This is a genomic window from Clostridium sp. 1001271st1 H5 (genome assembly GCF_005845215.1).
In the GTDB taxonomy this organism is placed as follows: Bacteria; Bacillota; Clostridia; order Lachnospirales; family Lachnospiraceae; genus Enterocloster.
Genome location: NZ_SPHO01000009.1, coordinates 202,177 through 227,208, shown reverse-complemented (window position 1 = coordinate 227,208; position 25,032 = coordinate 202,177). Strand labels below are relative to the sequence as shown.

Sequence of the window (25,032 nt, the reverse complement as noted above, 5' to 3'; positions counted from 1 at the left end):
TTTAAGAACGGCCCGGGCGGTGGAACTAAGACTGGCGTGGGCAGTGGAACTAAGACCGGCGCGGCCGGCGGGACTTGGAATGGCGGGACCCATGGAAAAATGCAGGTATGAAATGCCGGAAGATGCAGCTTGTGAAGCGCATTTTTCCGGCATTTTTCTAACAGAACCAGGTTTTTTATCCGGCCTGGCCGGATGGAGCTTTAGGTCTGGTCCGCTGCCGCCAAATCATCCAGGGTTCCGAAATGATACCCCATTTCCTCCCATTTGGTCAGAAGTTCATCCAGAATCTGCCCGTTTGTCTTAGATGTGCTGTGAAGCAGGACAATGGCGCCGGGATGGATGCGGGTCAGGAGCTTTTTGAAGGCTTCCTCTTTGGTTGGCTGCTTATCCTCATACCAGTCCACATAGGCCAGACTCCAGAAAAAGGTCTTATAGCCCATATCATTGGCCATTTTCAGGTTGCTTTCACTGTATTTGCCCTGGGGCGGACGGTAATACTTTTTCATGGGCTGGCCTGTGGTCTGCTGGTACAGGGTTTCCAGGTCATTCAGTTCCTTTTCAAAGGCCTCTTTGGTGGAGATTTTCGACATATCCGGGTGGTGGAAGGTGTGGTTTCCCACATTGTGGCCCTCGGCCACCATTCGTTTTACCAGGTCCGGGCTGGTCTGAAGGTAATTTCCCACCAGGAAAAAGGTGGCGTGTACATTGTGCTTTTTCAGGGCATCCAGGATGGCGGCCGTGTTTCCGTTTTCATAGCCGGCGTCAAAGGTCAGGTAGATGACCTTATCCTGGGTATTCTGGGCATAGTAGGCATTGAACTGTTTCAGATAGTCTGCGGTAGCGTTTCCTATGGGCATCTGGCCCTCGCCCGGAAAACTGAGTCCCCAGTTGCCGTCGGCTGAGGTGGTCACTGCTTCGGGAGGACGATTGTATTCCACTACCTGGGCAGCCAGCCGGCCGGCACAAAAGGCCAGGGCAAACAGCAGGGTGGTCTGTAACAGCTTCTTGATGGGAAGTCTTCTGAGTCTGTTTTTCATAAAGGATAGGTCCTGTTTCAGAAGTAATTACTTTAATATATAGAAACAGGAGCCGGATTATTCCCGGAACCGGCAAAAGAAGGGGGCTGGCTTAAGGATTTATACAGTACATGGCGGGGAAGGCCCCCATATTTTTCCGTGGTAGCCACAATCCGGTATCCCAGCTTGAGAAAGTTGTTCAGGCTGTACCGGTTTTCGGGATGGACCGTACCCATCAGATGGCAATAGGGAGTGGCGTTCAGATATTGTTCCCCATGGGCCATGAGCAGAGACTGGAGTCCCCTTCCCCTGAAGTCCGGACGTACAGCCAGGGAGTCCATGTGGACTACCCTGCCCAGGTCTTCGCGGCCAAGTTTCATGTAACGCCCCAGGCTGTCCGGGGTATTGCCTGGATAATGAATGATGAAAAAAGCAGCCAGACAACCGTGGTCCACTGCCTTAAAGGCAATGCCTGTATCCGGGTTCTCTATATGAGCTCGGATATATTTTTCTGAGTCGGTGCAGTACCAGCCGGGGTCCGGCATAAGGGAACGGGCCTCTGTCATGATACGGTATATTTCCGCTGCGTCGGATGCGTCTGCGGTCAGGATATTCATAGCTGTCAACTCCTTTTGTGGATATTCCGGGGCGGTTTTAAATACCGGGTGGAAAGGGAGGGCCTCCCGGCCATGTGAAAAAGGCGGTTCCCCGGGCCATAGGGCATCATATGGTGATGGAGGCAATTAAATTCATCCTGGTACCCACGCAGAGCGAAACACTGACAGCAATGGGAGCGCCTTTGTACTGGAAACCATTTACCAGCATCAGCATGCTGTCATGTTCGCTCAGCTCTAACAGCCCGTATTCTTCCTGGCTGGGCGTATGGACCCGCATATACTGGGTCTGCTTTAACCCCTCCGGCATGGAGCGGACATAAAACAGTCCGGGGAAGGACTGCATGGACGAGCTGGTCTGGGCCGTATAAGTGATTCCCGCGGGGATATCAGACAGGTATTCTATAAAACGGTTCATGCTGAGATGGGAGTTGTGGTCGGCATTCAGCATGTTGTTGCAGATATTGCGGATGGCATCCGGCATATATTCAGTGGATTTTACAGAAAATACATCCGGCTGCAGACAGGAATCTGCATAGGGAAAACAATAGGCAATAAGGGAACGGTCTGTTCTGGGCGGATTTACATAATAACCGTTTTCCGACCGGATAACTCCCTGGTCCAGCAGGCGCTGATATCCCTGGCGCACGCTGACGCGGGTGATATCCAGCTGGGCTGCCAGCTCGCGTTCCGTGGGCAGGCGGTCGCCGGGCTGCAGCCCCTGTTCGTGAATGTATCGTTCTATATATTCCGCAATGTCATAACTAAGAAGATTGAAAACTTTCGGCATACTGTTTTACCTTTCTGTTCGTAAATGCTGCTCTGGAGAGATATCCTTCTGGTATCGTAAAACCCATCATTGGTCTATAAGGATTGGGCGTATACATTGAGCTTGCTGTCCTGGATGACACCGTCTGAGTAGAATTTGCAGAACTCAGGAAGTACCAGTGCATTTGTGTACTCAATGATTCCGTTTCCCTCGCTGGAAGAGGTGATGGCAATGGATACCACGGGGGTCCCGTTTTCTGTGTTCAGGTATTTTGCTTCGGAATTACGCACCCGGGTGGTGGAAAAAACCTGCTGTATATCGGCAATGTGAAGGGAATTCATGGCAAATGCGTCATACAGGGAGTATATTTGGAAATCAATTCCCTCTATATCAGGAATCAGTTCATAGGGAACAAAGGTGTTTTCAATGGATACAGGCTGTCCGTTGCCAAGGCGCAGACGCATGATGCGGTATAAAACCGTGTCTTCATCCACCTGCAGCAGGCGGGAGAGCTTGTAACCGGCTGCTGTGGGACCGGTATATAAAATCCTGGAGGAAGGGATGTATCCATGGTTTTTTAGCAGCTCGCCCATGCCCCTGAAATGGGTATACGTATCATCCTGGGCATGGCGCATCACAAACGTCCCTTTGCCCTGGACCTTTTTCAATAATCCTTCCTCCACCAGAGTCTGGATGGCAGCCCTTACAGTTGAGCGGTTAAGTCCAAAATGTTCAGCCAGCTCGCGCTCGGCAGGAAGGGCGGTTCCATAGGGATAGATTCCTTCCTGGATACTGCTTTTCAGTGTTTGGGTAAATGCTTCTGATTTCGTCTGTTTCTGTATCTGTTTTCTCTGCATCCGTTTCCTCCGTGCCAGGCTTCTTTTTATTCTTTATCAGGTCTGAAAATGCACCCTGCCTCATTATATCATATTTTAGAAAAAAAGAAACAGTAAAATGCAATGTTGTATAAAATAAAATTGAATTGGTATGAAAAATGGTATTGACAAAGTGTAAGGATGTTGGTATAGTAAAAACACAATATGGTTTGTACAAACACTATCCAATAAAACACGTTAAATTCAGTTTATCAAAGTAAGAGGAGGATTATAATGTACGGTTTTCAGAATGAGGATTTCTTAAAAACATTGAATGGAGCAGTCGCTCAGATAGATGAGATAAATAGGATTGCAGATAGGGTGAGCGATTTGGGATATAAAAACATCTATTTGGTTGGGACGGGAGGCACTTATGCAATCATCAGTCCGCTGGCATACATGCTGAAGACAAATTCCGCACTGGTATGGTATCATGAAATTGCGGCGGAGCTGCTGGCTGCAAAGCCCAGGTCACTGACTAAGGATTCTCTTTTTATCACAGCCTCATTATCAGGAACTACCAAAGAAACCATTGCTGCGGCAGAGTATGCCAGAAGCGTGGGGGCCACGGTAATTTCGTTTGTGGGGGACAGGAATACACCCCTGGCGGATGCATCTGATTATGTGGTTGAGAATGCGGCCTGCAATGATAACCTGGTAGAGGAGCTGCATATCCAGTTTTTTGCCCTGGGAGCCAGGCTGATGCTGCGCAACGGGGAATTTCCGGAGTACCAGCGGTTCATGGAAACACTGGGGAAGATGCCGGAGGTGCTGTTAAGGGTACGGGAGCAGAATGATGAGAGAGCCCTTGCGTTTGCCAGAAAGCATAAGGACACAGGCTTCCATATGTGTGTGGGCGCCGGCAATACATGGGGGGAGACATACTGCTTTGCCATGTGCGTTCTGGAGGAAATGCTCTGGATTCCCACCAAATCCATCCACGCAGCAGAATTTTTCCACGGCACAATGGAGATGACGGATAAAAACATGAGCTTTATGCTCTTTAAGGGGGAGGACGAGACGCGTCCTCTGGTTGACAGGGTAGAGAATTTCGTCAGGAAGTATTCCGATGTGGTGCAGGTATGGGATACAAAGGATTATCCTCTGGAGGGGATTGACGCCGATATGAGGAAGTATGTCTCTCCCATGGTAATGTCCACCCAGCTGGAGCGTGTCAGCGCCCATTTTGAACATGTGAAGGACCACAGCCTGGATATACGCAGATATTACAGGACCGTAGAATATTAATAACCGGAATGATGAATCAGGTAAAGGAGAGTGCCCCATGAGAAAGATATTAATTGCAACCCACGGTGAGTTTGCCGGAGGACTAAAGCAGACCATGAATTTTGTCCTGGGCGAAAATGAGAAGGTAGGTGTCCTGAGCGCATATACCACCCCGGATTTTGATATGGACAGGGAAGCGGCCTCTGCCGTAGCGGAAATGGAAGACGGGGATGAGCTGATTGTCCTGACAGATGTGCTGGGCGGCAGTGTGGCCAATGCTTTCTCCGGGCAGCTCTCCCATCCGGGGGTTTACGTCCTGGCAGGTGTAAATGCCCCTATGCTGCTGGCCATGGTTCCCATGCTGGAAAGCGCCGTGGACACAGAAGAATTGATTCAGCAGGGTATACAGGCAGCCAGGGAAGGGTGCGTGTTCATCAATGACCTGATGAAGCAGGTATCAGAAGAAAGTGAGGAGGATTTCGCATGATTAAGATTACAAGAGTAGATGAGAGACTGGTACATGGCCAGGTGGCATTTGCCTGGACCAATTCATTGGGGGCTGACTGCATACTGGTTGTAAACGACGAGGCGGCGGCTGATAAGCTGCGGGCCACCACCCTTAAGCTGGCAGCGCCGGCGGGAATCAAGTTTTCCATAAAGTCTGTGCCGGATGCCATTGCCCTGTTAAATGGTACCAAGACGGATAAGTATAAGGTATTTGTCATTGTGGGCAACACGGATGATGCACTGAGGCTGGTGGAGAATGTCAAGGATGTGAACCACATTAATCTCGGCAATATGAAAAAGACCGGGGACCGCAGAATCATCACCCATTCATTGGCTGTAGATGACCATGATGTCCGGAATATCCTCGCCATGGCCCAGGCCGGGGCGGTTGTGGAATGCCGGGCAGTGCCTACGGATAAAGAGACGGACGCAATGACGCTGATATAGGGGACAGAAATACTGATATAACGCATATGTGAGAAAATCAATTAGATTAGAAGACAGTGAAGGGAGAAGGATTATGCTTCAGGCAATACTGGTGTCAATCGTGGCCTTTTTAGCTGCCATTGACGAATATACATTTGGGGCATCCATGATGGGACGTCCGCTGTTCACCGCGCCTATCGTGGGTTTGATTCTGGGGGATTTCCAGGCCGGAATTATGATAGGCGCCACGCTGGAACTGATGTTTATGGGCTCCATCATGGTAGGAAGTGCAACCCCGCCGGAGGTATACGCCTCCAGCGTACTGGGGACAGCCATTGCCATCCAAAGCGGGGAGGGCGTGGGGACAGCCGTTGCATTGGCTCTGCCTCTGTCCATATTCCTGCAGATGTGGAGAAACGGCTGTTATGCCATAGGCGCCAGCTGGGGAGGAAAACAGATTGAGAAGGCCCTGGCCCAGAGAAATTTAAGAAGAGCCAATATGTGGCATCTCATTACGCTGCCTCTGATGGTGGGGGTTCCGTCCATGCTTTTGGTGTTCTTTGCCATGTATTTTGGCGCGGGCAGCATCAATGCTGTCATTAAGCTGATTCCTCAGGTCGTGCTGGATGGATTTGATGTGGCGGCAGGCGTGCTGTCCTGTGTGGGACTTGCGCTTCTGATTAAGATGATGGGCAATAAAAAGCTGATGCCCTATCTGTTCCTGGGTTTCATAGCGGTCATGTACATTAAAATGGATGTGATTGGAGTTGCTGTGGCCGGATTGTGTATGGCGCTGATTGCCGTGGGAAATTTGAAGTTTGAAGAAGAGGAGGATTTTTAAATGCAGGAGACAAAAGAAACTTCCCTCATAACAAAGAAGGATTTGCGCAGTGTGTTCTGGAGAAGCTTTACCATGCAGTCCTCCTGGTCCTTTGATAAGATGATGGCCTACGGATTCATGTATTCCATGGAAAAGCCCCTGAGGAAGATTTATCCGGAGGACGATGATTATTTCGAGGCGCTGCACCGGCACACAGAGACATTTAATATCACGCCCCATGTATCGCCTTTTGTCATTGACCTTTCTGTTGCAATGGAGCAGGAATGTGCCAGGACGGAGAACTTTGACAAGGAGTCCATCAATAACCTGAAGGTAGGACTCATGGGACCCTTGTCCGGTATAGGCGACTCCTTTTTCTGGGGTACATTCCGTGTCATAACTGCCGGTATCGGCATTGCTTTTGCCCAGCAGGGCAGCATACTGGGAGCGCTTCTGTATTTCTTCCTGTATACGGCAATCCATTTTCTCACCAAGTACATTACCGGCAATGCCGGCTACAAGATGGGAACCAGATTCCTGGAACACTCAGCGGAAAACCATCTGATTGAAAAGCTATCCTACGGGGCCTCCATACTGGGACTTACGGTTATCGGAGCCATGATAGGAACCATGGTGACGCTGCAGACCTCCCTGACCTTTAATCTTTCCGGCACAGAGACTACCCTGCAGTCCATCTTTGACCAGATTTTTCCCGGACTCCTTCCTCTGGGAGCCACCTTCCTTTGTGTCTGGCTGTTTAACCGGAATGTAAAGACCATTGCCATTATACTGGGCATTTTTGTAATCTGTATTGCGGGGTGCTGGATTGGAATTTTCTAAAAGAGAGAGAAGTGGAAAAACAAGGGAAAAGACAAGACTGGTGGCATTTGATTTGGATGGGACGCTGAACATGACCCATACATACGCAGTAGCCGCTTATAAGGAGGCCCTTAAGGAGCTGGGGGCGGGCCATGTCCCGGAGCGGGTGATACGTTCCAGGTTTGGCGCCCCCTTCCGGGAGGACAGCATGTTTTTTCTGGGAGATGACAGCGAGGAAACCTTCAGACGCTTTTACCGGGCAGTGGAGAGGCATTGGATTCCTCTTATGCATGAGAGGGCGCAGACCTATCCCGGAGTGCCTGGGATGCTTGGGGAGCTGAAGAGACAGGGATATGTTGTGGCAATCTGTTCCAATGCAAAGGAAGACGAATTAGAGGATGTGCTGGGGACGCTTGCTATAAGGGAGTATTTTGATTATATACAGGGCCTTACCCATAAGGAGGATAAGGCAGACAGTCTGGGTGTACTGATGGACCGGACAGGCGCGGACTGGTGCTGCATGGTAGGTGACCGTTTCTATGACAGAGAGGCTGCAATGGCCAATCAGGCGGGATTCATCGGATGCAGGTATGGGTATGGAAACGAGGAGGAGTTTGGGGACGGAGACTTAATGGCAGAAGATTGCAGGGAGATACCTTTTTTGCTGGAGCGGCTGGCGGCTGGAAGCGTCTTTTGTAAATATAATTTATAAATTATTGTAAAATATTTTATAATATGTTACTATAAATTTATAAATCGGTAAAGAGGTGGGCAGAAATGGCAATAAGAGCAAAGGAACTGGCTGAGATGCTGGGAGTATCCCAGGCAACCATATCCCTGGTGCTGAACCGCAAAGCGGGATTGAGCGAGAAAACCAGAAAAGAACTGACGGATAAGATATGCGGGATGGGGCTGCAGTACATGTTTGCCCCCCCTGAGACTGGTGATGAGGCAGGTACGGCTGCAAAAATCCAGGAGTGGGAGGGGGCGGCGGAGAGCATAGGCTTTATTATTTATACCAGAGGAGGAGAGCTTATGGAGCAGTCCCCCTTTTTTCCTCTCATATTAAACGGATTAGAGTCCACGGCAAAACAGCGTGGTTACCGGCTGCTTGTCATTAACGTTAAACGAAAAACGAATATGGATGACCAGATTGAATATATCAAAGCTGCCGGGTGCAAGGGATATGTTATTTTTGCTACGGAGATGCTGGATGATGACGTAAATCCTTTCCTTGAGCTGGGGGTTCCCATTGTACTTCTTGATAATTATTATCTGGACAGGAACATTAATTCAGTCACTGTCAATAACGAGCAGGGGACATATGCACTTGTAAAATCACTGGTGGATAAGGGCCATAGAAAGATTGGATATCTGGGTAGCGGAGTTAATATCGTCAGCTTTTCAGAGCGGAGGGAATGTTATTTCCGGGCTTTGACAAAGTTTGGTATCACCGGCACTGAACGATATTGTTTTGATATCGGTTATCCTGAACAGCCGGCTTGTCTTGGAATGCAGAATGTATTAAACAGCCGGGTTGAGCTTCCCACAGCTTTTCTTACTGAAAATGACCTTGTGGCCTATGGCGCCATGAAGGCCATGCAGGCGGCGGGTATGCGTATACCACAGGATATATCCATTGTGGGATTTGACGACAGGCCAATTTGCATGCTGGCCGAACCTTCCATTACCACTGTCAGAATTCCCAGAACCAGGTTTGGCGGAGAGGCCATTGAGCTTTTGGTTAATAAGATAGACCAAATGGCCAACCACATTGAGTCTTATGTAAAAGTAGAGGTTTGTGTGGAATTGGTGGAGAGGGAATCCGTAGCTAACATTTTATAAATTTATTTTAGAAAAAGACCCATTTAGAGGCATGCCCCTCGTCATTGAGAACAAAAATATGTACAACAAATTGATATAAATGTAGAAAATAGCATACAATATTGACAAATACGACCTTCCTTAGTAAAATTAATTTATAAAGTTATAAATTATATTAAATTAATTTACGAAGGGAGGATTTTTATGTCTGAACGCGCACCATATTTCTGTAATTTCCCCTTTAGGCCTTCTGAAAAGAGGCCGATTCATCTGACGAGGGATAAACTCAAACTGTTCATTTATACAGAAGAGTTCCCGGAATCCAGTGATTTGAATTACCTGATTGCTAGTACAGAAGACATGACCGTAGGGGAATACAGGCTGGCACCAGGAAGTACTTTTAATCCGGTGGATGTCCACGCAGGAGATGAGATTTACTACATATTGGAGGGGTCTGTTACCATGTTTAACCCGGAACTGGGACAGGTTGTGGAAATCTCACAGGGGGAATCGGTTATTATGCCAAAGGGGGCACCCCATAAAGCCTATAATTTTACAAATACAGATGTTTTGATATTGTTTGTAATTGCCCCTAAGATTTGGGACGAGAATGGCCCGCCCCTCAGTTACGATAAGGAAATGAAGCGGTATAAATATAAGGAAAGAGCTGGGAGGTAGACTATGACAATCCATGAATTAGGCGCTTTTCCCGTGGATTGGGAAGAAGCAAGGCGGACCGGGGAATTTACAAAGGTTACGGACGACAGTTCATTGAAAGTGGTAAGCGGAGATAAGACCCCTGTTCTGTTAAGTTTCCGGGCCAGCAGCGATTGTGTGCATATGGGAGTATTACAGATTCCCGCCGGCGGTGTCGGGCCCCGGCAGACGGAATATGACAGTCATGAAGGCGATGCGGTGTTTTATGTGGAGAAGGGATGTGTCACTTTCCTGCTTCCGGACGTTCATGACGTATATGAAGTACATGAGAAAGAGTATGTTTTTCTGCCGGAAAAAACACGGTATAAATGCATTAATTACACTGGGGATATGGTAAAGGTGGTTTTCATTGTGGCATTGGGGTTATAAAGTAATTGGTGAAAAATGGATGATTCAAAGAAATCCGGCTTCTGAATGAGGAGGAGAAGAATATGAAGAAACATATATCTGTAATATTGAGTATGGCTATATTTGCATCTGTTTTATCCGGATGTGCGGCAAAGCAGGTACAGGAAACAACCGGGGCATCGAAAGAGTCAGCAGCTCCTGCAGTCACAGAGGGAGATTCAAAGGAAGATGAGACAACAGAGAATGTATCGGAGACGGGACAGGCCAAGGGAAGCGGCTCTAACTTGATTTATGTAATAACTGCCTCTTATGCTACTCCCATGTTTGAGACCGAAGCCAGAGTAGCTCAGGAAACGGCTGAAAAACTTGGATACCAGGTAAAATGTGTCTCCCATGATGATGACCTGACAGTACAGTCTGAGATTATAGAAACAGCCATCGCTGATAAAGCAGCCGGTATTATTCTGGATAATGCCGGCGCGGAAGGTTCTGTGGAAGCTGTGAAAAAAGCCGGAGAGGCCGGTGTGCCCACCGTAATCATTGACAGGGAGCTGGCGGCAGATGGAGTGGCTATTGCCCAGCTTGTATCGAATAACTACCAGGGGGCCCAGGCTGTTGCAGAGGTATTTGTGGAGGCTATGGGAGAAGAAGGGAAGTACGCTGAACTTCTGGGCAAGGAAACAGAGACAGCATGTATCGTTCGTTCCCAGGGATTCCATGATGTAATAGACCAGTATGATGGGCTTGAAATGGTTGCTCAGGAGACTGCAAATTGGGAACAGACAACTGCTTATGAAAAGATGGAAACCATGCTTCAGGCGCATCCGGATATCTCAGGGGTGATATGCGGAAATGACCCTATGGCATTGGGGGCGGCAGCGGCCTGCAAAGCAGCCGGAAAAACAGATGCGGTTATTATTTCAGTAGATGGTTCTGATGAGGCCAGGGACGCCATTATGGCCGGGGATATGACTGCCACCGCTCTGCAGCAGGCTGCGCTTATGGCAGAACAGGCAGTCGGTATTTTGGATGATTATCTGAAGACAGGGAGCACAGGGCTGGATTCGGAAAAACAATTGATTGACTGCCGGGCTATAACAGCTGATAATGCAAAATACTTAAAGCAGTTTGTTTATTCAGAGGAGTAAAAGAGAACAGGAAGAATGGCAGAGGCGTATAATTGCGCCTCTGTCCTGAAATAGAGGAGGCAGGTGCCGCGGATATCGGCGGCGGAATGGAGATTGATATGAGACGTCTGTATATTTACTTCATACTATGTTCTTTCATGGTGGCAGCTACCGGATGCGTCAAGGTAGTTAAAATGGGGGAGGAGGACGCTCTTACAGGAAAGGTAGCGTTTGAAGAATCTCTGGATGTCCCGGGATTCTGGGATACGCAGGCAGTACCGGAAGTTAAGGAACAGGCAGTTGCACTGGCGGATTTCCTGAAACGTTCAGAAGGGGACTTAAAAAAGCTGGCAGGAGAATATGGCCGCTTTACTATGGGAGACAGCGGGGAATTGAATTATGCAGTTTATGGGACAGGAACGGTTGAGGAGGTCCATGATGAGGTGAAAGCCGGATACCTGGAGGTAAAGCTGGACGGATATGATGGTCAGGAATGTATATGTATCCAGATTGGGCCGGTATTTAAAAAGACAACCGTCCGGGATTACCTGAGCTTTCTGGATGTCAATCATTATGCTGACCAGATTGAGTTTGCCCAGGTGTCAAAAGAAATTAACAGATATATCCTGGAGCACGTGGTTCAGCCGGTTGATATAGAACATCTCAGGGGAAAGAAAATCGGGTTTTACGGATGTTTTACTTACGAAAAGGATGATACGCTGCTGATAACACCTGTTTTATTGGAGGAAGAATGACAGAGGAGGCGGTGGGCGTGGGGGACACAATCTTAAGCGCAAAAAATATAACAAAAGAATATCCGGGTACCAGGGCACTGGACAATGTTTCTTTTGACATAGAAAAAGGAAAAGTGAATGTACTGATTGGTGAAAATGGCGCTGGTAAGTCAACCCTGATGAAAATCATAGCAGGTATAGAAACACCTACAGCCGGCTCAATCATACTGGATGGAAAAGAAGTGAGGTTTAAGGATACCACGGATGCCAGAAGCCATGGCATTGCCATCATCCATCAGGAACTCAGCCTGTTTCCGAATCTGAACGTTTATCAAAACATTTTTATGAATAATGAACATACGAGAGCCAGAGTGGTATTGGACAACAGAAAGCACATGAACGAGGCGCAGAAGATTCTGGAGCAGTTAAAATATCCTATTAAGTCAGATACGCTGGTCCGGGATTTGCGCGTGGGTCAGCAGCAGATGATTGAAATAGCAAGGAACCTGGCACAGGAGAATCTGAGGATTCTCATTATGGATGAACCCACATCCTCTCTTAGTGCCCAGGAGGTGGAAGCTCTGTTTGACATTATGAGGGATTTGCTAAAAGCGGGCATTGCGATTGTGTATATTTCTCACCGTCTGGAAGAAATTATGCGCATTGGTGATAATGTGACTATTTTCAGGAATGGCAGACTGGTGGCTCACAAGGATTTAAATGAAATAGATATACCACAAATCATAAGGTATATGACGGGAAAGGAAAAAGGCTACCAGCGAAAGACGGGGCGGATGGACTATGACAATGCGCAGGACATATTGGAGGTGGAAGGGCTTACCCTGCCAAAGCAGGGAGGAGGTTATCTGCTAAAGGATATTACTTTCAAACTGAAAAAAGGAGAAGTTTTAGGTATATATGGCCTTTTAGGGTCTGGAAGGACTGAGATTTTTGAGTGTCTTATGGGACTCCGGCCTGAACATACAGGAACCATAAAAGTTGAGGGAAACATACTTAATATAAAAGATATTTCCTCCCAGATAAACAATGGTTTTGCGCTTGTGCCGGAGGACCGTCAGAGGGAAGGGCTTGTGCAGACATTGGACATTGGACGGAATATATCCCTGTCAGTTGTAAAGAGGCTGAGGAAATATGGTTTTATAGATTTGAAAAAAGAACAGGAGGCTGTGCACCGGCAGATTCAGGATATCCGGATTAAGGTTTCAGACAGAAATTTGCCTATTCTCTCTCTTTCAGGAGGCAATCAGCAAAAGGTAGTGATAGGAAAGGGACTCCTGACAGAACCCAAAATATTCCTTTTAGATGAGCCCAGCAGAGGGATTGATATAGGCGCCAAGACAGAGGTGTTTGAAATTGTCCAGAGAATGGCTGAAAATGGTCTGTCCACTATCGTAATATCCTCTGAACTGAATGAAATAATTGCGATTGCCGACCGGATAATCGTTATTTCCAACGGAACTTTGACGGGAGAATTTACAGGCGATGAAATCACAAATGACAATCTGGTCCTGGCTTCTTATAGAGGACATCATTATTCTGGTTGAAAGGTACGGTGAATGTTATGAATAGGATGAATAAGAATAAACTGGTGATGAACCTGCTGAGGGGCCGGACCTTCTTTGTGCTTATTTTGCTGATATTATTTTTTGGCTTTAAATCACCGGCATTTCTGAGCGTCTCAAGCATCATCACAATTGTAAAACATGTGGCATTATACGGCATCATAGGGGTGGGGATGACCTATGTTATTATTACAGGCGGTATTGACCTGTCTGTGGGTGCCATTGTGGGGTTGGTTGGTATGATTGCAGGCGGCCTTATCGTTGACGGACTTCCTGTAAAAGCGCTGGGGGTGACTCTGTACTTTGATGTGCCGGCCATTATCTTTATTACAATGCTGTTGGGGGGATTTTTAGGGTGGATAAACGGAACTATCATAACAAAATTTAATGTGGCCCCATTTATTGCTACTCTTGGAATGATGAACATTGCCCGAGGACTGGCAATGCTGCGAACCAACGGCGCCACTTATTCCAATATAGCGGGCGAACAGGTGCTGGGGAATACAGGTTTCAATCGTCTTGGAAGTTCAGCAGGTGGAATTCCTGTTGTGGTGTTCCTGTTTTTTGCCATAGCTGCTGTTGCCATGCTTATTCTGAAGTTCACCCCCCTGGGCTGGCATATATTCTCCGTAGGAGGTAACCGCAGAGCTTCAGAACTCTCGGGAATCAAGGTAAACCGGGTAATGACCATGGTGTACATGTTTTCCGGCATATGTGCAGCGGTGGTAGGTCTTATAACGACTGCCCAACTGACCGCAGCCAATCCTTCCTCAGGAGACGGATGGGAGATGAATGCCATATCAGCAGTGGTTCTGGGAGGGACCTCCATGTCAGGAGGAATCGGGACCATAGGAGGAACCATCATAGGAGCATTCGTCATAGGTGTCATCAATGACGGAATGATTATGATTGGTGTATCAGAATTCTGGCAGAAGGTCATTAAGGGTGTGATTATCATACTTGCAGTTATCATTGACCAGTTCCAGACAAGACTTCATGCAAAGATGGCTTTGATGCAGGCTTCAGAAGCATGAGTGATACACAGATAAAGGGGCTGTGCTGCAGAACGGCTGATTCATCAGCTGTTTTGTCCAGCCCGTTTTTTGTTGTAAAAAAAGAAGTGCAGACGCATTGGCATCCTTATTTACCCAGCTCTTCCCTCAGCCGGTTCAAAAACACCTTCGCAGCAGGGGAAAAGGTCTGGTATTTTTTCGTTACAATGAACAGGTCCACGGTCAGGGGCGGTGAAAAGGGGCGGAAGGTCAGGTTGCGGTTTCCTTCTGTATTTACCAGATTTCCCAAACAGAACGCATACCCGATTCCCTGCTCTACCATGAAGGTTGCATTGTAAATCAGATTGTAGGTTGCCGCAATATTCAGGGAATCATAGTCAGCTCCAAACCATTCAAGCCGCTGGTGGCCGCTGTAGGTCTGTTCCGGAAAGATAAGGGGGATGTCCTGCAAATCATCCAATGAGACTGCAGGTTTTTCTGCAAGTGGGCAGTCCCGCGGTATCAGCAGGCCGAAGATATCACGTTTACCCAAGCTCATATAGTCATATTTCTCATGCTGCATGGGCCCTAACAGCAGCCCTATATCCAGCAGTCCCTTGTCCAGCCGTTCCATCACTGCGTCGGCATCACCGCTGTGGATGTGAAAATGTATGTGCGGATAGTCGGTCTGGATTTTACGGAAGATTTGTGTAATGAATTCCATGGCAGGGGTTTCACCGCATCCCATATAGATGTCGCCGGTAACCAATTCTTCCTCTCCGTGAAAAGCGGATTCTGTTTTTTCCATCAGGTTCATCATTTCCTGGGCCTGGCCCCTTAGGTAGGCTCCGTCTTCCGTCAGGGTGACTTTTTTCTTTCCGCGTACTATAAGCTGCCTGCCAAGCTGAGCTTCTAATTCCATCATTTGTTTGGATAGGGTTGGCTGGGTGATATGCAGGGTTTCAGCCGCTTTTGTGATACTCTGTTCCCTTGCTATGGCCAGAAAGTAGTAAAGCAGTCGTGTTTCAATCATTGGATTACCTCTTTTGGGGAGTTGACGTTTCATTCCTTCCATCATAACAGGAAAGAGGCATTGCGGTCAATGCCGTACAGATAAAGTATGCGTTTAAACTATGATATTTCATTCTATATAACTATTTGCTATTTTAAAATAGCTGCTATAGTATATAAGCAGGAAGCAGAAAAGGGGTGAAAAAAATGATTGGATACCAGGTTTGTGCAGAAGAGACAGTACAATGTCTTAAGGACTGCGGGTGTGATGACAGGATGACAGAACTGTTTCTGGCTTATGGACAGGAGAGCCGTACCAGGGACCAGATAAGGCTTCTAAGCAGGCAGCGCCAGTCCCTGATGAATGATTTACATGAAACCCAGAAAAGGGTGGACTGCATTGACTATATTATCCGGAAATTGGAACAGAGGGAATTGCTTAAGAAAAAGGCAGGTGAAGTAAAATGAGAAAAACAGCACCATTTTTATGCACCCTTGTGCTGGTTTTATCCACATGGGGCTGCGGAAGCCGGGCTGAGGCTGCCGATGGTTTGTCAGACATGGGGGAAACAGCCGTGAGGGAAACTGTTCAGCCGGGGACAGATGCGCCGGTTAATCCGGGTGTGAAGGCGCATGGACCAGGTGAGACAGCCGGTACGGCGGACGAATATCGGGAAGAGACTGAAACGAAAGGTGAAATGGAAATGATGATTTACATATCTGCTGATGGGGATACAATTGTCTACCGGCTGAACGACAGCCAGGCAGCAAAGGATTTATATGCGCAGCTTCCTCTGACACTGGAAGTGGAAAATTTCAGCACCAATGAGAAGGTATTTTATCCTCCCCAAAAGCTTCATACGGCGAACACACCGCTGGCGGATGCTGAAAAGGGAACACTGGCCTACTATGAACCTTGGGGAGATGTTGTCATGTTCTATGACTATTTTGGCAGGGGCAGCAGTCTGTATGAACTGGGAGAGGCGGTTTCAGGAGAGGATTTAATTGAAAGTTTAAGCGGAACCATTGAGATTGCCGCGGAACCGCTGTGATTGGGACCGTTGTGACTGGGACCGCTATAATTGGAATAGCTGTGATTGGATTAGCCGAGATTGGATTCGCTGTATTGGAATAGGAGTAACCGGACTAAACATGGGGAGTAACGGATTTAGCAATAACAGGCGAGGTGCGAAGATGGAAAGAATACATTTGAATCATGGGGCGGAGATGCCCCGGTTGGGATTCGGCGTGTTTCAGATTACCAGCCAGGAGCAGTGCAGGGAAAGTGTGCTGAGTGCGCTGGAAACAGGATACCGTATGATTGATACGGCTGCCTGTTATGGAAATGAGAGGGCAGTGGGACAGGCGGTGGCGGCCAGCGGCATTGCCAGGAATGAAGTGTTTCTTGTCTCGAAGGTATGGATTCAGGATGCCGGCTATGACAGAACCATGGCATCCTTTGAGAAAACATTGGAGAATCTGCAGACGGATTATCTGGATTTATATCTCATCCATATGCCTTACGGGGATTACCATGGAAGCTGGCGGGCAATGGAGGAACTTTACCGTGCGGGACGGGTTAAGGCAATCGGAGTCTGCAATTTCCAGGAGGACCGTCTGGCAGACCTGATTTTGAGCCATGACATGGTACCGGCTGTGAATCAGATGGAAATGCATCCGTTCTGTCAGCAAAAGGGACTCCGGAAGATGATGGAGAGATATGGTATAAGGACTATGGCCTGGGCTCCTTTTGCAGAGGGCAATCATAATATATTCAGGCATGAGGTTCTGTCTGATATCGGTACAGCCTATGGAAAGACACCGGCTCAGGTAGTACTGTGCTGGCTTATACAGGAAGGAGTTATCGCAATACCAAAGTCTGTCCACAGGGAACGCATTGAACAGAATTACAGGATAAATGATTTCAGGCTGTCGGAAAAAGATATGGAGAAAATCAGGAATCTGGATACAGGTGAGAGCCTGATTCTCAAGATACGGAGTCTGGACGAGGTTTACCGGCTCCACGGTATCCGGTTTGAACAGTAAACCCAGCCTTATGCAGGAAAGACAGGCCGTGAAGGCCTGTCTTTTCGGCGTTGAGTGTGGAAGAGCGCTGGCCTAAACCAAAAGTTTATATCACGTTGGATATCAGCCCGGAGGGCATGAGAAAGGTATATGAGGCTCTGGGGCGTAACCTGACTGGGAAGATGGCTGACTTCATGGGGGAACGGCCTCAGGATAAATTTCTGGAATCCATACCCTGGAACATGCGGAGAGTGGGAGTGGGAAGCAGAAAATATGAACTGGTATCCGTGGATTGACGCAGGCAGCAAAAACAATATGCTACAGGCTGCCATAAAAGATTTCCTGGGCCTTGCTCAGAAAACAATCTGCAGCCCTGGAAAATAGCTGATACTTTTTCCACACCATATCCAGGTGGACCTCCATTTTAGGGGATAACGGACGAAAGCACAGGCGGCTGTTTTCAGAGGTATTCACCAGTCTGTCAAGCGTCAGGACATAGCCCAGCCCTTCCTCCGCCATAAGGGCTGCATTGTATACCAGATTGTAGCTGGCAACGATGTTCAGCTTTTCAAAGTCCTTACCCAGCCAGCCGGAGAACTCATTGCTCACCATGGTCTGATTGGAGGTGATGATGGGAAGGTCCAAAACATCCGATGGCCGGATGACGGTGCGGGATGCCAGAGGGCAGTCCTTTGGCATCAGAAGCCCCCAGATATCGGTGGCGGGCAGGCGAATATAATCATATTTTTTCATGTCAGCCGGTTCAATGAGAATACCGAAGTCCAGAAGCCCCTTATCCAGCCGCTCTGTTACATCGTCTGCATTTCCGCTGTACAGGTGATAGCGGATATGGGGGAAGGACTTCTGTAAATCCGTGGCGATTCTGGCAATGAGACGCATGGCGTCGGTTTCACCGCCTCCAATGTAAATATCACCGCTGATGACTTCATCCGGCGCTGTAAGCTCCGCCTCCGTCTTATCTACCAAATCCACAATCTCCGTTGCCCGCTTGCGCAGGAGCATTCCCTCCTCGGTGAGGGAAATTCTGCGGTTTCCGCGTATTAACAGTTTTTTGCCTATTTCCTCCTCCAAATCCATCAGCTGCCGGGAAAGCGTGGGCTGTGTCATATGGAGAGCTTCCGCTGCTCCTGATATGCTTTCCTCTCTGGTAACAGCCAGAAAGTAACGTAAGACCCGAATGTCCAAGGTGGGACCTCCTTGCTATGGGCACATAGAGACCGTATTCCGGTCTCTTATGTGCGGTACATGTTATCCCCTTTATTATAGGTTTGTTCTCATATGCCTGTCAAGTATGGAAGATTGCACTATATAAGCATCTGATATGAGTAATACTGAAATTACGGATACTGCTACTATGGTTTCCGGCTGGTTGAAGTATTGGCGTGTGTTTGAAGATTGCTTCCCGTCAGATGTTTTCTTTAAAAAATTCCTCCAGCTTGTCAAAGGGGATTTTGGAGGTATCATCGTAGAGGTCTACATGGTTGGCGTCAGGAACCACATAAAATTCCTTTGCGTTTCCGGCTGCCTCAAAGACTGCTTCACTTAAAGGGCGCGTCATTGCTTTCTCACCCGCAATCAGCAAAACAGGACGCGGGGAAATCATATCAACATGATTTAGCAGCTGATAATTCATAAAAGCACCGGAACTGGTAGTGGTGAAATTAGCTCTTGCGCGCGGATGATGTCCCCGTTTCAATCCATAGAAACTGTAGAACTCTGCATCCATTCCCTCCATGCCCACGGGGATGGAATCAGCTGTTTCCTCCGGAAAAGTAGGAATATATTGGGGAACACCGCTGTCAACATCCGCCCACCGCTGCTGTGAATAGGAGTCTGCCATGGCGCTCCAGGAGGCTGTATCAAGTCCGGCGCCGGCACTGCTGATGTCTACCAGGCTGGCAGTGGCAACTGCTTTGATGCGGGTGTCGGTCTGGGCCGCACTCAGGGCAAAGCCGCCGCTGCCGCAGATGCCGACAGCACCGATTTTTTCACGGTTCACATAGGGAAGGGTACCCAGAAAGTCCACCCCGGCGCTGAAATCCTCCGTAAAGATATCGGGAGAGGATACATGCCTGGGTTCACCGCCGCTCTCGCCGTTGAAAGAGGGGTCAAAGGCCAACACAACAAATCCGCGTCCGGCAAGTTCATTTGCATATACACCGGGGGCTTGTTCTTTCACGCCGCCATAGGGCGGTCCGATTACAAGGGCCGGGTAGGATTGGGATGTATCTAAATCCCTGGCAGTGTACAAATCACCGGACAGTGTTATACCGTAACGGTTGGTATATGCGACAGCGGTTCTTGTAATTCCTTCATTTAAGTCAAAAATATAGTAATCTTCACGTTCATTCTGCGCGGCTGTGCCGGAGGCTGGGGGATTTGTTTTTGAAGTGCAGGCTGTACAGAAGGCAGCCATTGTAAAAGTCAATAAAACAGTAACGGATTTTTTCACTGCATCCATTTGTGTATTCCTCCTCATATGGTTTGGTTGATAGGAAGGTCATGACCGTTTCAAATGTATCCTATCGGATTTGAAGTAAAATAGCAAATAGTTATTTTGAATATGCAGACATAACTAAAAAGAATGATAATAAAGCGGATTATCCAAGCGGATTAAAAGGGTTAAAATGCTTGGTTATCCATGCCTTATAAGCATAAAATAATATTTAATATAGGCATTTGATATTCCATATGCTGTAACCTATAATGAATGTAAGAGAGGTGAGGTTATGGCAGATGACAAAGGCAAAATCAATACCCTGGTCCGGAATCTGAAGGATGCAGGATGTGATGGAACGACCGTGGAACAGTTCATGGAGCTGGAAGCGGCAGGAGAAAAGCAAAAACAGTTTAAACTGCTGGAAACACACAGAAAGTCCCTGCTGAATGAGGTTCATGAAAATGAGAAGAAAATCGACTGTCTGGACTATCTGGTTTACCACATGAAAAGACAGAGTAACAAGGAAAAAGACAGAGCAACAAGGACAGGAACCGGCTGTCTGGAATGTCAGCCGGTTCAGAATGGTATTGAAAGAAAGGAACGGTAAAATGAGGGTAATTACACAGAAATTTTTAACAGGGGAGAGAGCATTATTCCAGGGGAGCGATTTGAAAATTTACGATACAACCTTTGCAGATGGGGAATCCCCATTAAAAGAGAGCCGCAATATTGAATTGTACGGCAGCATGTTCAAATGGAAGTATCCGCTGTGGTACAGCCGTGACATTCAGATGGAGGACTGCGTGCTGTTTGAGATGGGACGCGCCGGAATCTGGTACACTGAAAATATTTCCATGAAAAATTGTACCATTGATGCTCCTAAAACATTCCGAAGGACTAACGGCATCAAGCTTTCCGGGGTAACCATGCCGAACGCAGGCGAGACCCTGTGGAACTGCGACCGGGTTGAAATGAACCATGTCATTGCGAAAGGTGATTATTTTGCCATGAACAGCAGCAACATGGTGATTGACGGGTTCCGGCTGACAGGAAATTATTCCTTTGACGGGGTGAAAAATGTGGAAATCCACAATGCCAGAATGCTGTCCAAGGATGCATTCTGGAACAGCGAGAATGTAACGGTCTATGACTCCTTTATATCCGGTGAATATTTAGGCTGGAATGCAAAAAACCTCACCCTTATCAACTGCACCATTGAGAGCAATCAGGGCATGTGCTATATTGATAACCTGGTGATGAAGAACTGCCGTCTGCTGAATACCACGCTGGCCTTTGAATACTCCACTGTGGATGTCCGGGTGAGCAATACCATTGACAGTGTATTAAACCCCATGGGAGGAAAAATACAGGCCGGTAATATTAAGGAGCTGATAATGGAGGCTGATAAGGTGGATGTGACGAAAACCGTCATTCAGACTCAGACGCTTAAGGAGGCAGTGTAGGATGAACTATGATTTTGACAGAATGACAGACCGCCGCGGCAGCTATTCCCTGAAATGGGATGCTGCCCTGCATGAGCTGCCCATGTGGGTGGCTGATATGGATTTTGAGACAGCGCCGGAAATAACAGAGGCTCTTAAGCGGCGGGCAGAGCATGGGATTTTTGGATATACCATAGTGCCGGATGAATGGAGGACAGCCATAACCGGCTGGTGGGAACGCCGTCACGGATTTGCAATGGAGAAGGACTGGCTCATGTTCTGCACCGGCGTGGTTCCGGCCATATCAAGCGCGGTCCGCAAGCTGACCACAGCCGGTGAAAATGTACTGGTGCAGACCCCGGTTTACAACATTTTCTTTCATTCCATCCGGAACAATGGCCGCAATGTGGTGGAAAACCGGCTCCTGTATGAAAATGAGAGCTACAGGATAGACTGGAGGGACCTGGAAACAAAGCTTAAGGACCCTCAGACAACCATGATGATTCTCTGCAACCCACACAATCCCACGGGAACCATATGGACCAGGGAGGAACTGGGCCGTATCGGAGAACTATGCGCAGCAAACCACGTCACGGTGATTTCTGATGAAATCCACTGTGATTTAACAGAGCCGGGATACCAGTACATACCCTTTGCCTCAGTATCAGAGGAATGTGCCGGAAACAGTGTTACATGCATCGCCCCCACAAAGGCATTTAATCTGGCCGGATTGCAGACAGCGGCAGTGGTTGTGCCCGATGAAACCCTAAGGCATAAGATGGACAGGGCGCTGAATACAGATGAGGTGGCGGAGCCCAATGCCTTTGCCGTGGATGCCGCTATTGCTGCCTTTACCCGGGGAGAGGCATGGCTGGACGCGCTCAGATGCTATCTGGCAGAGAACCGGAAAATGGTCCTTGGATTTCTGGAACAGGAGTTGACCGATATAAGGCTGGTCCGGGCCCGGGCAACCTATCTTCTTTGGCTGGACTGCAGTAAAATCACGGGGGATACCACGGAATTATGTTATTTTCTGCGCAGAGAGGCAGGACTCTATCTGTCGGCAGGGGCTGCGTACGGAGGCCATGGAAGCCAATTCCTCCGCATGAATATTGCCTGTCCCAGGGCTAGGGCGGAGGATGGAATGAAACGGCTGAAAAAGGGTATGGAGGCATACAGGCAGTATATGGCCCGGAGGTGCTGAACGGCCCGGCACAGCGGAAGGATGGCGTGGAGGCTGACTTGGCTTAGCCGAGTGTTGGGGTATGAACAGAAGCAGATAAAGTTCTTATTACGATTGCGAAATGTCTTTGAATACAATATAATTATTTTGATACCTTTGTGAACCGTTGGAAAAGAGACTGGTATGGATGATAAGATGAAAAAATCAGGTTTGGACAACGAAACTGGAATGCAAAGTTATGATTCCAGGATACGGGAGTCATACCATGCATTATCAAAGAATCAAAAGAAGATTGCTAATTACATTTTGAACAATAAAAGTGTGGTACTGCAAAGTTCCATCACGGTTCTCGCAAGAAAAATTGGCACCACTCCGGCCACGTTAACCCGTTTCTGTCAGGCTTTGCGTTATAAAGGATTTAGTGAACTTAAATTTTATATGGAAAACGATTTAATACTTCCATCTGATGAAAATGTGTTGATTGGCCGGGATGACACACTTTCTGACAGTATCCATAAGCTGCTTAAATATAATGTGGATGCTTTGACCGACACTATGTTACTATTAGATGAGAGCAGGCTGAGACAGGCGATTTCTCTTATAGTGAGGGCAGAAAAAGTTTATTTTTACGCTGAGGGAGGAACCGGTTCCTCGGCTCAGCTGGGCTACCATCTATTTTTGCAGATAGGTGTAACCAGCAACTGTTTTACGGATGCTTCCTTAATGATTATGTCAACTTCCCATTTGACTTCAAAGGATGTGGTTATCTGCATGAGTTATAGCGGAGCAGCAGAAGGGGGATTGACAGCCATGCGATTCGCAAGAAAAAACAAGGCCGCTGTTATTGCGGTTACAGCATTCCCAAATTCTCGGTTTGCAAAAGCAGCAGATATAGTTCTTTCTTATAGTTGTAAGATTCATGACGATTTACAGTATCTTCATGTGGCCAGAATTTGCGAGATTGCAATAATTGGGACATTGCAGACTGGAATTGTGAACCATATGGTGGAAATGAATGACCCAAGATTGGCGGACTTGAAATTTGCGATTACCAGCAAACGGCTAAAATAGGTTATATATTAAAAACAGAATTAGAATCAGCTTGACCAGTGAATATTTTGTATAAAACTGGAGGCTGATTTTTTTGTTTTATTACCTCAATTTAAACATATTTCTGACAACAGTAAATTTTTACAGAAAACAGAAAATAAATAAAAAAAGGTTTTTGAAAAGGACATCTTTTGATTTACATCATAACAAAAAGAATGTATGCTTCAATTGTACAAACAAATTCGAACTGTATGCAAGTAGTGTCGCTGTTTTTTGAACGATGTGTATGCGGGGGGAATTAATAAAATAATAGGCAGATAATGGGGACGGATTAACAATATTTAAATGTCTAAAAGGAGGGATTTTATGAACAGAAAAATGAGGACGACAGCAGTTTTATTGATTTCTTCAATGGTGTTTTCTTTGGCCGGATGTAGTAATGGAGGAACAAAGGATACCCCATTACAGGAAAAGACAGGAAATCAGTCTGATACAACGGCTCAGTCCGGTACAACGGCATTATCAGCACCCGAACAAGGGGCAGAGCGCAGCAGTGAGGCTGTTGTTCTGCGTGTAGGATGCACAGGAGCAGAAGATAGTAATTATGCAAAAGGCTTGTATCATTTTGAGGAACTGGCTGAAACGTATTCAAACGGGAAAGTTGATATTCAGGTATTCCCCAGCGGCCAATTGGGAGATGAGCGGGATATGGTGGAGGGAGTTGCCATGGGAAGCATTGAAATGTGTCTGACTTCTACAGGACCGCTTCCCAGCATTTCTGAGGATTTCATGATATTGGACCTTCCATTTTTGTTTGAGTCCAGGGATAAGGCAACTATATTTCTAGATGGTCAGTATGGGCGGCAGATTCTTGACACACTGGAGCCAAAAGGAATACATGCATTGGGATTCTGGGAAAATGGTTTCCGCAATATTACCAGCAATTTTGAGATTGTACATCCGGAGGATTTAAAGGGGTTTAAAATAAGAACCATGGAAAATGAGGTACACATGAAAACATTTGAACTTCTTGGGGCGAATCCTTCCCCCATGGCCTGGAGTGAGGTTTACAGCGCACTGCAGCAAAAAGTGATGGATGGACATGAAAATGCGCTGGTGAACATAGCAAATTATAAAATATATGAGGTTAATAATCATATAGCCATGACTGGCCATTTTTACTCTGCGGCTGTTTTGATGATAAATCAGGACCTGTTTGTAGGATTGGATGCAGATATCCAGGAGGCAATTATAAAGGCAGAGAAAGAGAGCAGGGAATGGGAAAGGGATTACAGCGCAGGGCTTGATGAGACGCTGCGGGCAGAGATGGAGAACGAGGGAGCATTAATTAATGATGTTGATAAGACAGAATGGCAGAAGGCATGCGCTCCTACCTATGATTATTTTAAGGACCGTATCAATCAGGAATATCTGAATTCCATTATCGGACAGTAGTTTGGAG

Annotated in this window: 29 protein-coding genes; 22 read left to right on the top strand and 7 right to left on the bottom strand. The window is 47.3% G+C overall.

The genetic code is table 11. The features are described 5' to 3' along the window. Nucleotides 1-200 precede the first annotated feature (200 nt). From FGS84_RS15690 to FGS84_RS15675, 4 genes are all read right to left on the bottom strand, one after another. On the bottom strand, nucleotides 201-1,037 hold the full coding sequence (locus FGS84_RS15690; RefSeq protein ID WP_138309475.1) for a polysaccharide deacetylase family protein: 837 nt from the start codon (nucleotides 1,035-1,037) through the stop codon (nucleotides 201-203). Nucleotides 1,038-1,069: 32 nt separating this feature from the next. Beyond that, nucleotides 1,070-1,633, bottom strand: a complete 564-nt coding sequence (locus FGS84_RS15685; RefSeq protein WP_138309474.1) for an N-acetyltransferase — start codon at nucleotides 1,631-1,633, stop codon at nucleotides 1,070-1,072. A gap of 106 nt (nucleotides 1,634-1,739) precedes the next feature. Then, complete coding sequence (locus FGS84_RS15680) at nucleotides 1,740-2,420, bottom strand: GntR family transcriptional regulator (RefSeq protein ID WP_138309473.1); 681 nt, start codon at nucleotides 2,418-2,420, stop codon at nucleotides 1,740-1,742. 74 nt (nucleotides 2,421-2,494) lie between these two features. Further along, on the bottom strand, nucleotides 2,495-3,256 hold the full coding sequence (locus FGS84_RS15675; RefSeq protein WP_207739934.1) for a GntR family transcriptional regulator: 762 nt from the start codon (nucleotides 3,254-3,256) through the stop codon (nucleotides 2,495-2,497). 252 nt (nucleotides 3,257-3,508) lie between these two features. Here FGS84_RS15675 and FGS84_RS15670 point away from each other — a divergent pair, with 252 nt between their 5' ends. The 13 genes from FGS84_RS15670 to FGS84_RS15610 all read left to right on the top strand — a co-directional run bounded on the left by FGS84_RS15670 (nucleotide 3,509) and on the right by FGS84_RS15610 (nucleotide 14,440). Next, nucleotides 3,509-4,522, top strand: a complete 1,014-nt coding sequence (locus FGS84_RS15670) for an SIS domain-containing protein (RefSeq protein WP_138309471.1) — start codon at nucleotides 3,509-3,511, stop codon at nucleotides 4,520-4,522. Nucleotides 4,523-4,559: 37 nt separating this feature from the next. Next, entirely contained in the window at nucleotides 4,560-4,988 is a 429-nt protein-coding gene (locus tag FGS84_RS15665; protein ID WP_138309470.1) for a PTS mannose transporter subunit IIA, read from the top strand. Beyond that, nucleotides 4,985-5,455 (top strand): PTS sugar transporter subunit IIB, encoded by a 471-nt coding sequence (locus tag FGS84_RS15660; RefSeq protein ID WP_138309469.1) that lies wholly within the window; start codon nucleotides 4,985-4,987, stop codon nucleotides 5,453-5,455. The genes FGS84_RS15665 and FGS84_RS15660 overlap by 4 nt, the downstream gene beginning before the upstream one ends. 73 nt (nucleotides 5,456-5,528) lie before the next feature. Next, nucleotides 5,529-6,275, top strand: coding sequence for a PTS sugar transporter subunit IIC (locus FGS84_RS15655; protein WP_138309468.1), 747 nt, complete (start codon nucleotides 5,529-5,531; stop codon nucleotides 6,273-6,275). Further along, entirely contained in the window at nucleotides 6,276-7,094 is an 819-nt protein-coding gene (locus FGS84_RS15650) for a PTS system mannose/fructose/sorbose family transporter subunit IID (protein WP_138309467.1), read from the top strand. Beyond that, nucleotides 7,081-7,785, top strand: coding sequence for an HAD hydrolase-like protein (locus FGS84_RS15645; RefSeq protein ID WP_243129990.1), 705 nt, complete (start codon nucleotides 7,081-7,083; stop codon nucleotides 7,783-7,785). Before FGS84_RS15650 ends, FGS84_RS15645 begins: the two co-directional genes overlap by 14 nt. 65 nt (nucleotides 7,786-7,850) lie before the next feature. After that, nucleotides 7,851-8,918 (top strand): LacI family DNA-binding transcriptional regulator, encoded by a 1,068-nt coding sequence (locus FGS84_RS15640; protein WP_138309466.1) that lies wholly within the window; start codon nucleotides 7,851-7,853, stop codon nucleotides 8,916-8,918. A gap of 183 nt (nucleotides 8,919-9,101) precedes the next feature. Then, complete coding sequence (locus FGS84_RS15635; protein WP_138309465.1) at nucleotides 9,102-9,575, top strand: cupin domain-containing protein; 474 nt, start codon at nucleotides 9,102-9,104, stop codon at nucleotides 9,573-9,575. A 3-nt stretch (nucleotides 9,576-9,578) separates the two neighbouring features. Next, a complete protein-coding gene (locus FGS84_RS15630) occupies nucleotides 9,579-9,983 on the top strand; it encodes a cupin domain-containing protein (RefSeq protein WP_138309464.1) in 405 nt (134 codons plus the stop codon). A 62-nt stretch (nucleotides 9,984-10,045) separates the two neighbouring features. Then, nucleotides 10,046-11,110, top strand: a complete 1,065-nt coding sequence (locus FGS84_RS15625; RefSeq protein WP_138309463.1) for a D-ribose ABC transporter substrate-binding protein — start codon at nucleotides 10,046-10,048, stop codon at nucleotides 11,108-11,110. 98 nt (nucleotides 11,111-11,208) lie between these two features. Then, nucleotides 11,209-11,844 carry a DUF2291 domain-containing protein gene (locus FGS84_RS15620; protein ID WP_138309462.1) on the top strand — a complete coding sequence of 212 codons (636 nt, stop codon included), beginning with the start codon at nucleotides 11,209-11,211 and terminating at the stop codon, nucleotides 11,842-11,844. Next, nucleotides 11,841-13,388, top strand: a complete 1,548-nt coding sequence (locus FGS84_RS15615) for a sugar ABC transporter ATP-binding protein (RefSeq protein ID WP_138309461.1) — start codon at nucleotides 11,841-11,843, stop codon at nucleotides 13,386-13,388. Before FGS84_RS15620 ends, FGS84_RS15615 begins: the two co-directional genes overlap by 4 nt. 26 nt (nucleotides 13,389-13,414) lie before the next feature. After that, nucleotides 13,415-14,440, top strand: coding sequence for an ABC transporter permease (locus FGS84_RS15610; protein ID WP_138309509.1), 1,026 nt, complete (start codon nucleotides 13,415-13,417; stop codon nucleotides 14,438-14,440). A 106-nt stretch (nucleotides 14,441-14,546) separates the two neighbouring features. On the opposite strand, the gene FGS84_RS15605 is transcribed toward FGS84_RS15610, so the two are convergent. Further along, the gene (locus FGS84_RS15605; protein ID WP_138309460.1) at nucleotides 14,547-15,431 is read right to left on the bottom strand and encodes a LysR family transcriptional regulator; all 885 of its coding nucleotides are present in this window, start codon (nucleotides 15,429-15,431) and stop codon (nucleotides 14,547-14,549) included. A gap of 176 nt (nucleotides 15,432-15,607) precedes the next feature. Between FGS84_RS15605 and FGS84_RS15600 the strand changes: the two genes are divergently transcribed. The 4 genes from FGS84_RS15600 (at nucleotide 15,608) to FGS84_RS15585 (ending at nucleotide 17,730) form a co-directional block, all read left to right on the top strand. Continuing rightward, nucleotides 15,608-15,877: a hypothetical protein gene (locus tag FGS84_RS15600; protein ID WP_138309459.1), complete on the top strand. Its 270-nt coding sequence runs from the start codon at nucleotides 15,608-15,610 to the stop codon at nucleotides 15,875-15,877. Beyond that, nucleotides 15,874-16,461 carry a cyclophilin-like fold protein gene (locus FGS84_RS31550; protein WP_227146648.1) on the top strand — a complete coding sequence of 196 codons (588 nt, stop codon included), beginning with the start codon at nucleotides 15,874-15,876 and terminating at the stop codon, nucleotides 16,459-16,461. The genes FGS84_RS15600 and FGS84_RS31550 overlap by 4 nt, the downstream gene beginning before the upstream one ends. A gap of 142 nt (nucleotides 16,462-16,603) precedes the next feature. Beyond that, a complete protein-coding gene (locus FGS84_RS15590) occupies nucleotides 16,604-17,455 on the top strand; it encodes an aldo/keto reductase (protein ID WP_138309458.1) in 852 nt (283 codons plus the stop codon). A 50-nt stretch (nucleotides 17,456-17,505) separates the two neighbouring features. Further along, nucleotides 17,506-17,730, top strand: coding sequence for a hypothetical protein (locus FGS84_RS15585; RefSeq protein ID WP_207671127.1), 225 nt, complete (start codon nucleotides 17,506-17,508; stop codon nucleotides 17,728-17,730). 22 nt (nucleotides 17,731-17,752) lie between these two features. Here FGS84_RS15585 and FGS84_RS15580 read toward each other — a convergent pair whose 3' ends face one another. Then, nucleotides 17,753-18,640 (bottom strand): LysR family transcriptional regulator, encoded by an 888-nt coding sequence (locus tag FGS84_RS15580; protein ID WP_138309456.1) that lies wholly within the window; start codon nucleotides 18,638-18,640, stop codon nucleotides 17,753-17,755. Between the two features lie 220 nt (nucleotides 18,641-18,860). Beyond that, entirely contained in the window at nucleotides 18,861-19,916 is a 1,056-nt protein-coding gene (locus FGS84_RS15575) for an alpha/beta hydrolase (protein ID WP_138309455.1), read from the bottom strand. Between the two features lie 268 nt (nucleotides 19,917-20,184). Here FGS84_RS15575 and FGS84_RS15570 point away from each other — a divergent pair, with 268 nt between their 5' ends. From FGS84_RS15570 to FGS84_RS15550, 5 genes are all read left to right on the top strand, one after another. Continuing rightward, nucleotides 20,185-20,502 (top strand): hypothetical protein, encoded by a 318-nt coding sequence (locus FGS84_RS15570; RefSeq protein WP_319638385.1) that lies wholly within the window; start codon nucleotides 20,185-20,187, stop codon nucleotides 20,500-20,502. Nucleotide 20,503: 1 nt separating this feature from the next. Continuing rightward, complete coding sequence (locus FGS84_RS15565; protein ID WP_138309454.1) at nucleotides 20,504-21,358, top strand: DUF3737 family protein; 855 nt, start codon at nucleotides 20,504-20,506, stop codon at nucleotides 21,356-21,358. A 1-nt stretch (nucleotide 21,359) separates the two neighbouring features. Then, complete coding sequence (locus FGS84_RS15560) at nucleotides 21,360-22,541, top strand: MalY/PatB family protein (RefSeq protein WP_138309453.1); 1,182 nt, start codon at nucleotides 21,360-21,362, stop codon at nucleotides 22,539-22,541. Nucleotides 22,542-22,703: 162 nt separating this feature from the next. Beyond that, on the top strand, nucleotides 22,704-23,591 hold the full coding sequence (locus FGS84_RS15555) for a MurR/RpiR family transcriptional regulator (RefSeq protein ID WP_138309452.1): 888 nt from the start codon (nucleotides 22,704-22,706) through the stop codon (nucleotides 23,589-23,591). Between the two features lie 345 nt (nucleotides 23,592-23,936). Beyond that, entirely contained in the window at nucleotides 23,937-25,025 is a 1,089-nt protein-coding gene (locus FGS84_RS15550; protein ID WP_171042646.1) for a DctP family TRAP transporter solute-binding subunit, read from the top strand. Nucleotides 25,026-25,032: the final 7 nt, after the last annotated feature.

What these genes read in the sequence shown, in the direction of transcription:
- FGS84_RS15650 (WP_138309467.1), top strand. Translation starts at nt 6,276, where the DNA reads ATGCAGGAGACAAAAGAAACTTCCCTCATAACAAAGAAGGATTTGCGC.
- FGS84_RS15635 (WP_138309465.1), top strand. Translation starts at nt 9,102, where the DNA reads ATGTCTGAACGCGCACCATATTTCTGTAATTTCCCCTTTAGGCCTTCT.
- FGS84_RS15625 (WP_138309463.1), top strand. Translation starts at nt 10,046, where the DNA reads ATGAAGAAACATATATCTGTAATATTGAGTATGGCTATATTTGCATCT.
- FGS84_RS15630 (WP_138309464.1), top strand. Translation starts at nt 9,579, where the DNA reads ATGACAATCCATGAATTAGGCGCTTTTCCCGTGGATTGGGAAGAAGCA.
- FGS84_RS15655 (WP_138309468.1), top strand. Translation starts at nt 5,529, where the DNA reads ATGCTTCAGGCAATACTGGTGTCAATCGTGGCCTTTTTAGCTGCCATT.
- FGS84_RS15565 (WP_138309454.1), top strand. Translation starts at nt 20,504, where the DNA reads ATGAGGGTAATTACACAGAAATTTTTAACAGGGGAGAGAGCATTATTC.
- FGS84_RS31550 (WP_227146648.1), top strand. Translation starts at nt 15,874, where the DNA reads ATGAGAAAAACAGCACCATTTTTATGCACCCTTGTGCTGGTTTTATCC.
- FGS84_RS15605 (WP_138309460.1), bottom strand. Translation starts at nt 15,431, where the DNA reads ATGATTGAAACACGACTGCTTTACTACTTTCTGGCCATAGCAAGGGAA.
- FGS84_RS15690 (WP_138309475.1), bottom strand. Translation starts at nt 1,037, where the DNA reads ATGAAAAACAGACTCAGAAGACTTCCCATCAAGAAGCTGTTACAGACC.
- FGS84_RS15570 (WP_319638385.1), top strand. Translation starts at nt 20,185, where the DNA reads ATGGCAGATGACAAAGGCAAAATCAATACCCTGGTCCGGAATCTGAAG.
- FGS84_RS15615 (WP_138309461.1), top strand. Translation starts at nt 11,841, where the DNA reads ATGACAGAGGAGGCGGTGGGCGTGGGGGACACAATCTTAAGCGCAAAA.
- FGS84_RS15555 (WP_138309452.1), top strand. Translation starts at nt 22,704, where the DNA reads ATGGATGATAAGATGAAAAAATCAGGTTTGGACAACGAAACTGGAATG.
- FGS84_RS15665 (WP_138309470.1), top strand. Translation starts at nt 4,560, where the DNA reads ATGAGAAAGATATTAATTGCAACCCACGGTGAGTTTGCCGGAGGACTA.
- FGS84_RS15620 (WP_138309462.1), top strand. Translation starts at nt 11,209, where the DNA reads ATGAGACGTCTGTATATTTACTTCATACTATGTTCTTTCATGGTGGCA.
- FGS84_RS15590 (WP_138309458.1), top strand. Translation starts at nt 16,604, where the DNA reads ATGGAAAGAATACATTTGAATCATGGGGCGGAGATGCCCCGGTTGGGA.
- FGS84_RS15680 (WP_138309473.1), bottom strand. Translation starts at nt 2,420, where the DNA reads ATGCCGAAAGTTTTCAATCTTCTTAGTTATGACATTGCGGAATATATA.
- FGS84_RS15670 (WP_138309471.1), top strand. Translation starts at nt 3,509, where the DNA reads ATGTACGGTTTTCAGAATGAGGATTTCTTAAAAACATTGAATGGAGCA.
- FGS84_RS15575 (WP_138309455.1), bottom strand. Translation starts at nt 19,916, where the DNA reads ATGGATGCAGTGAAAAAATCCGTTACTGTTTTATTGACTTTTACAATG.
- FGS84_RS15675 (WP_207739934.1), bottom strand. Translation starts at nt 3,256, where the DNA reads ATGCAGAGAAAACAGATACAGAAACAGACGAAATCAGAAGCATTTACC.
- FGS84_RS15560 (WP_138309453.1), top strand. Translation starts at nt 21,360, where the DNA reads ATGAACTATGATTTTGACAGAATGACAGACCGCCGCGGCAGCTATTCC.
- FGS84_RS15660 (WP_138309469.1), top strand. Translation starts at nt 4,985, where the DNA reads ATGATTAAGATTACAAGAGTAGATGAGAGACTGGTACATGGCCAGGTG.
- FGS84_RS15610 (WP_138309509.1), top strand. Translation starts at nt 13,415, where the DNA reads ATGAATAAGAATAAACTGGTGATGAACCTGCTGAGGGGCCGGACCTTC.
- FGS84_RS15685 (WP_138309474.1), bottom strand. Translation starts at nt 1,633, where the DNA reads ATGAATATCCTGACCGCAGACGCATCCGACGCAGCGGAAATATACCGT.
- FGS84_RS15640 (WP_138309466.1), top strand. Translation starts at nt 7,851, where the DNA reads ATGGCAATAAGAGCAAAGGAACTGGCTGAGATGCTGGGAGTATCCCAG.
- FGS84_RS15550 (WP_171042646.1), top strand. Translation starts at nt 23,937, where the DNA reads ATGAACAGAAAAATGAGGACGACAGCAGTTTTATTGATTTCTTCAATG.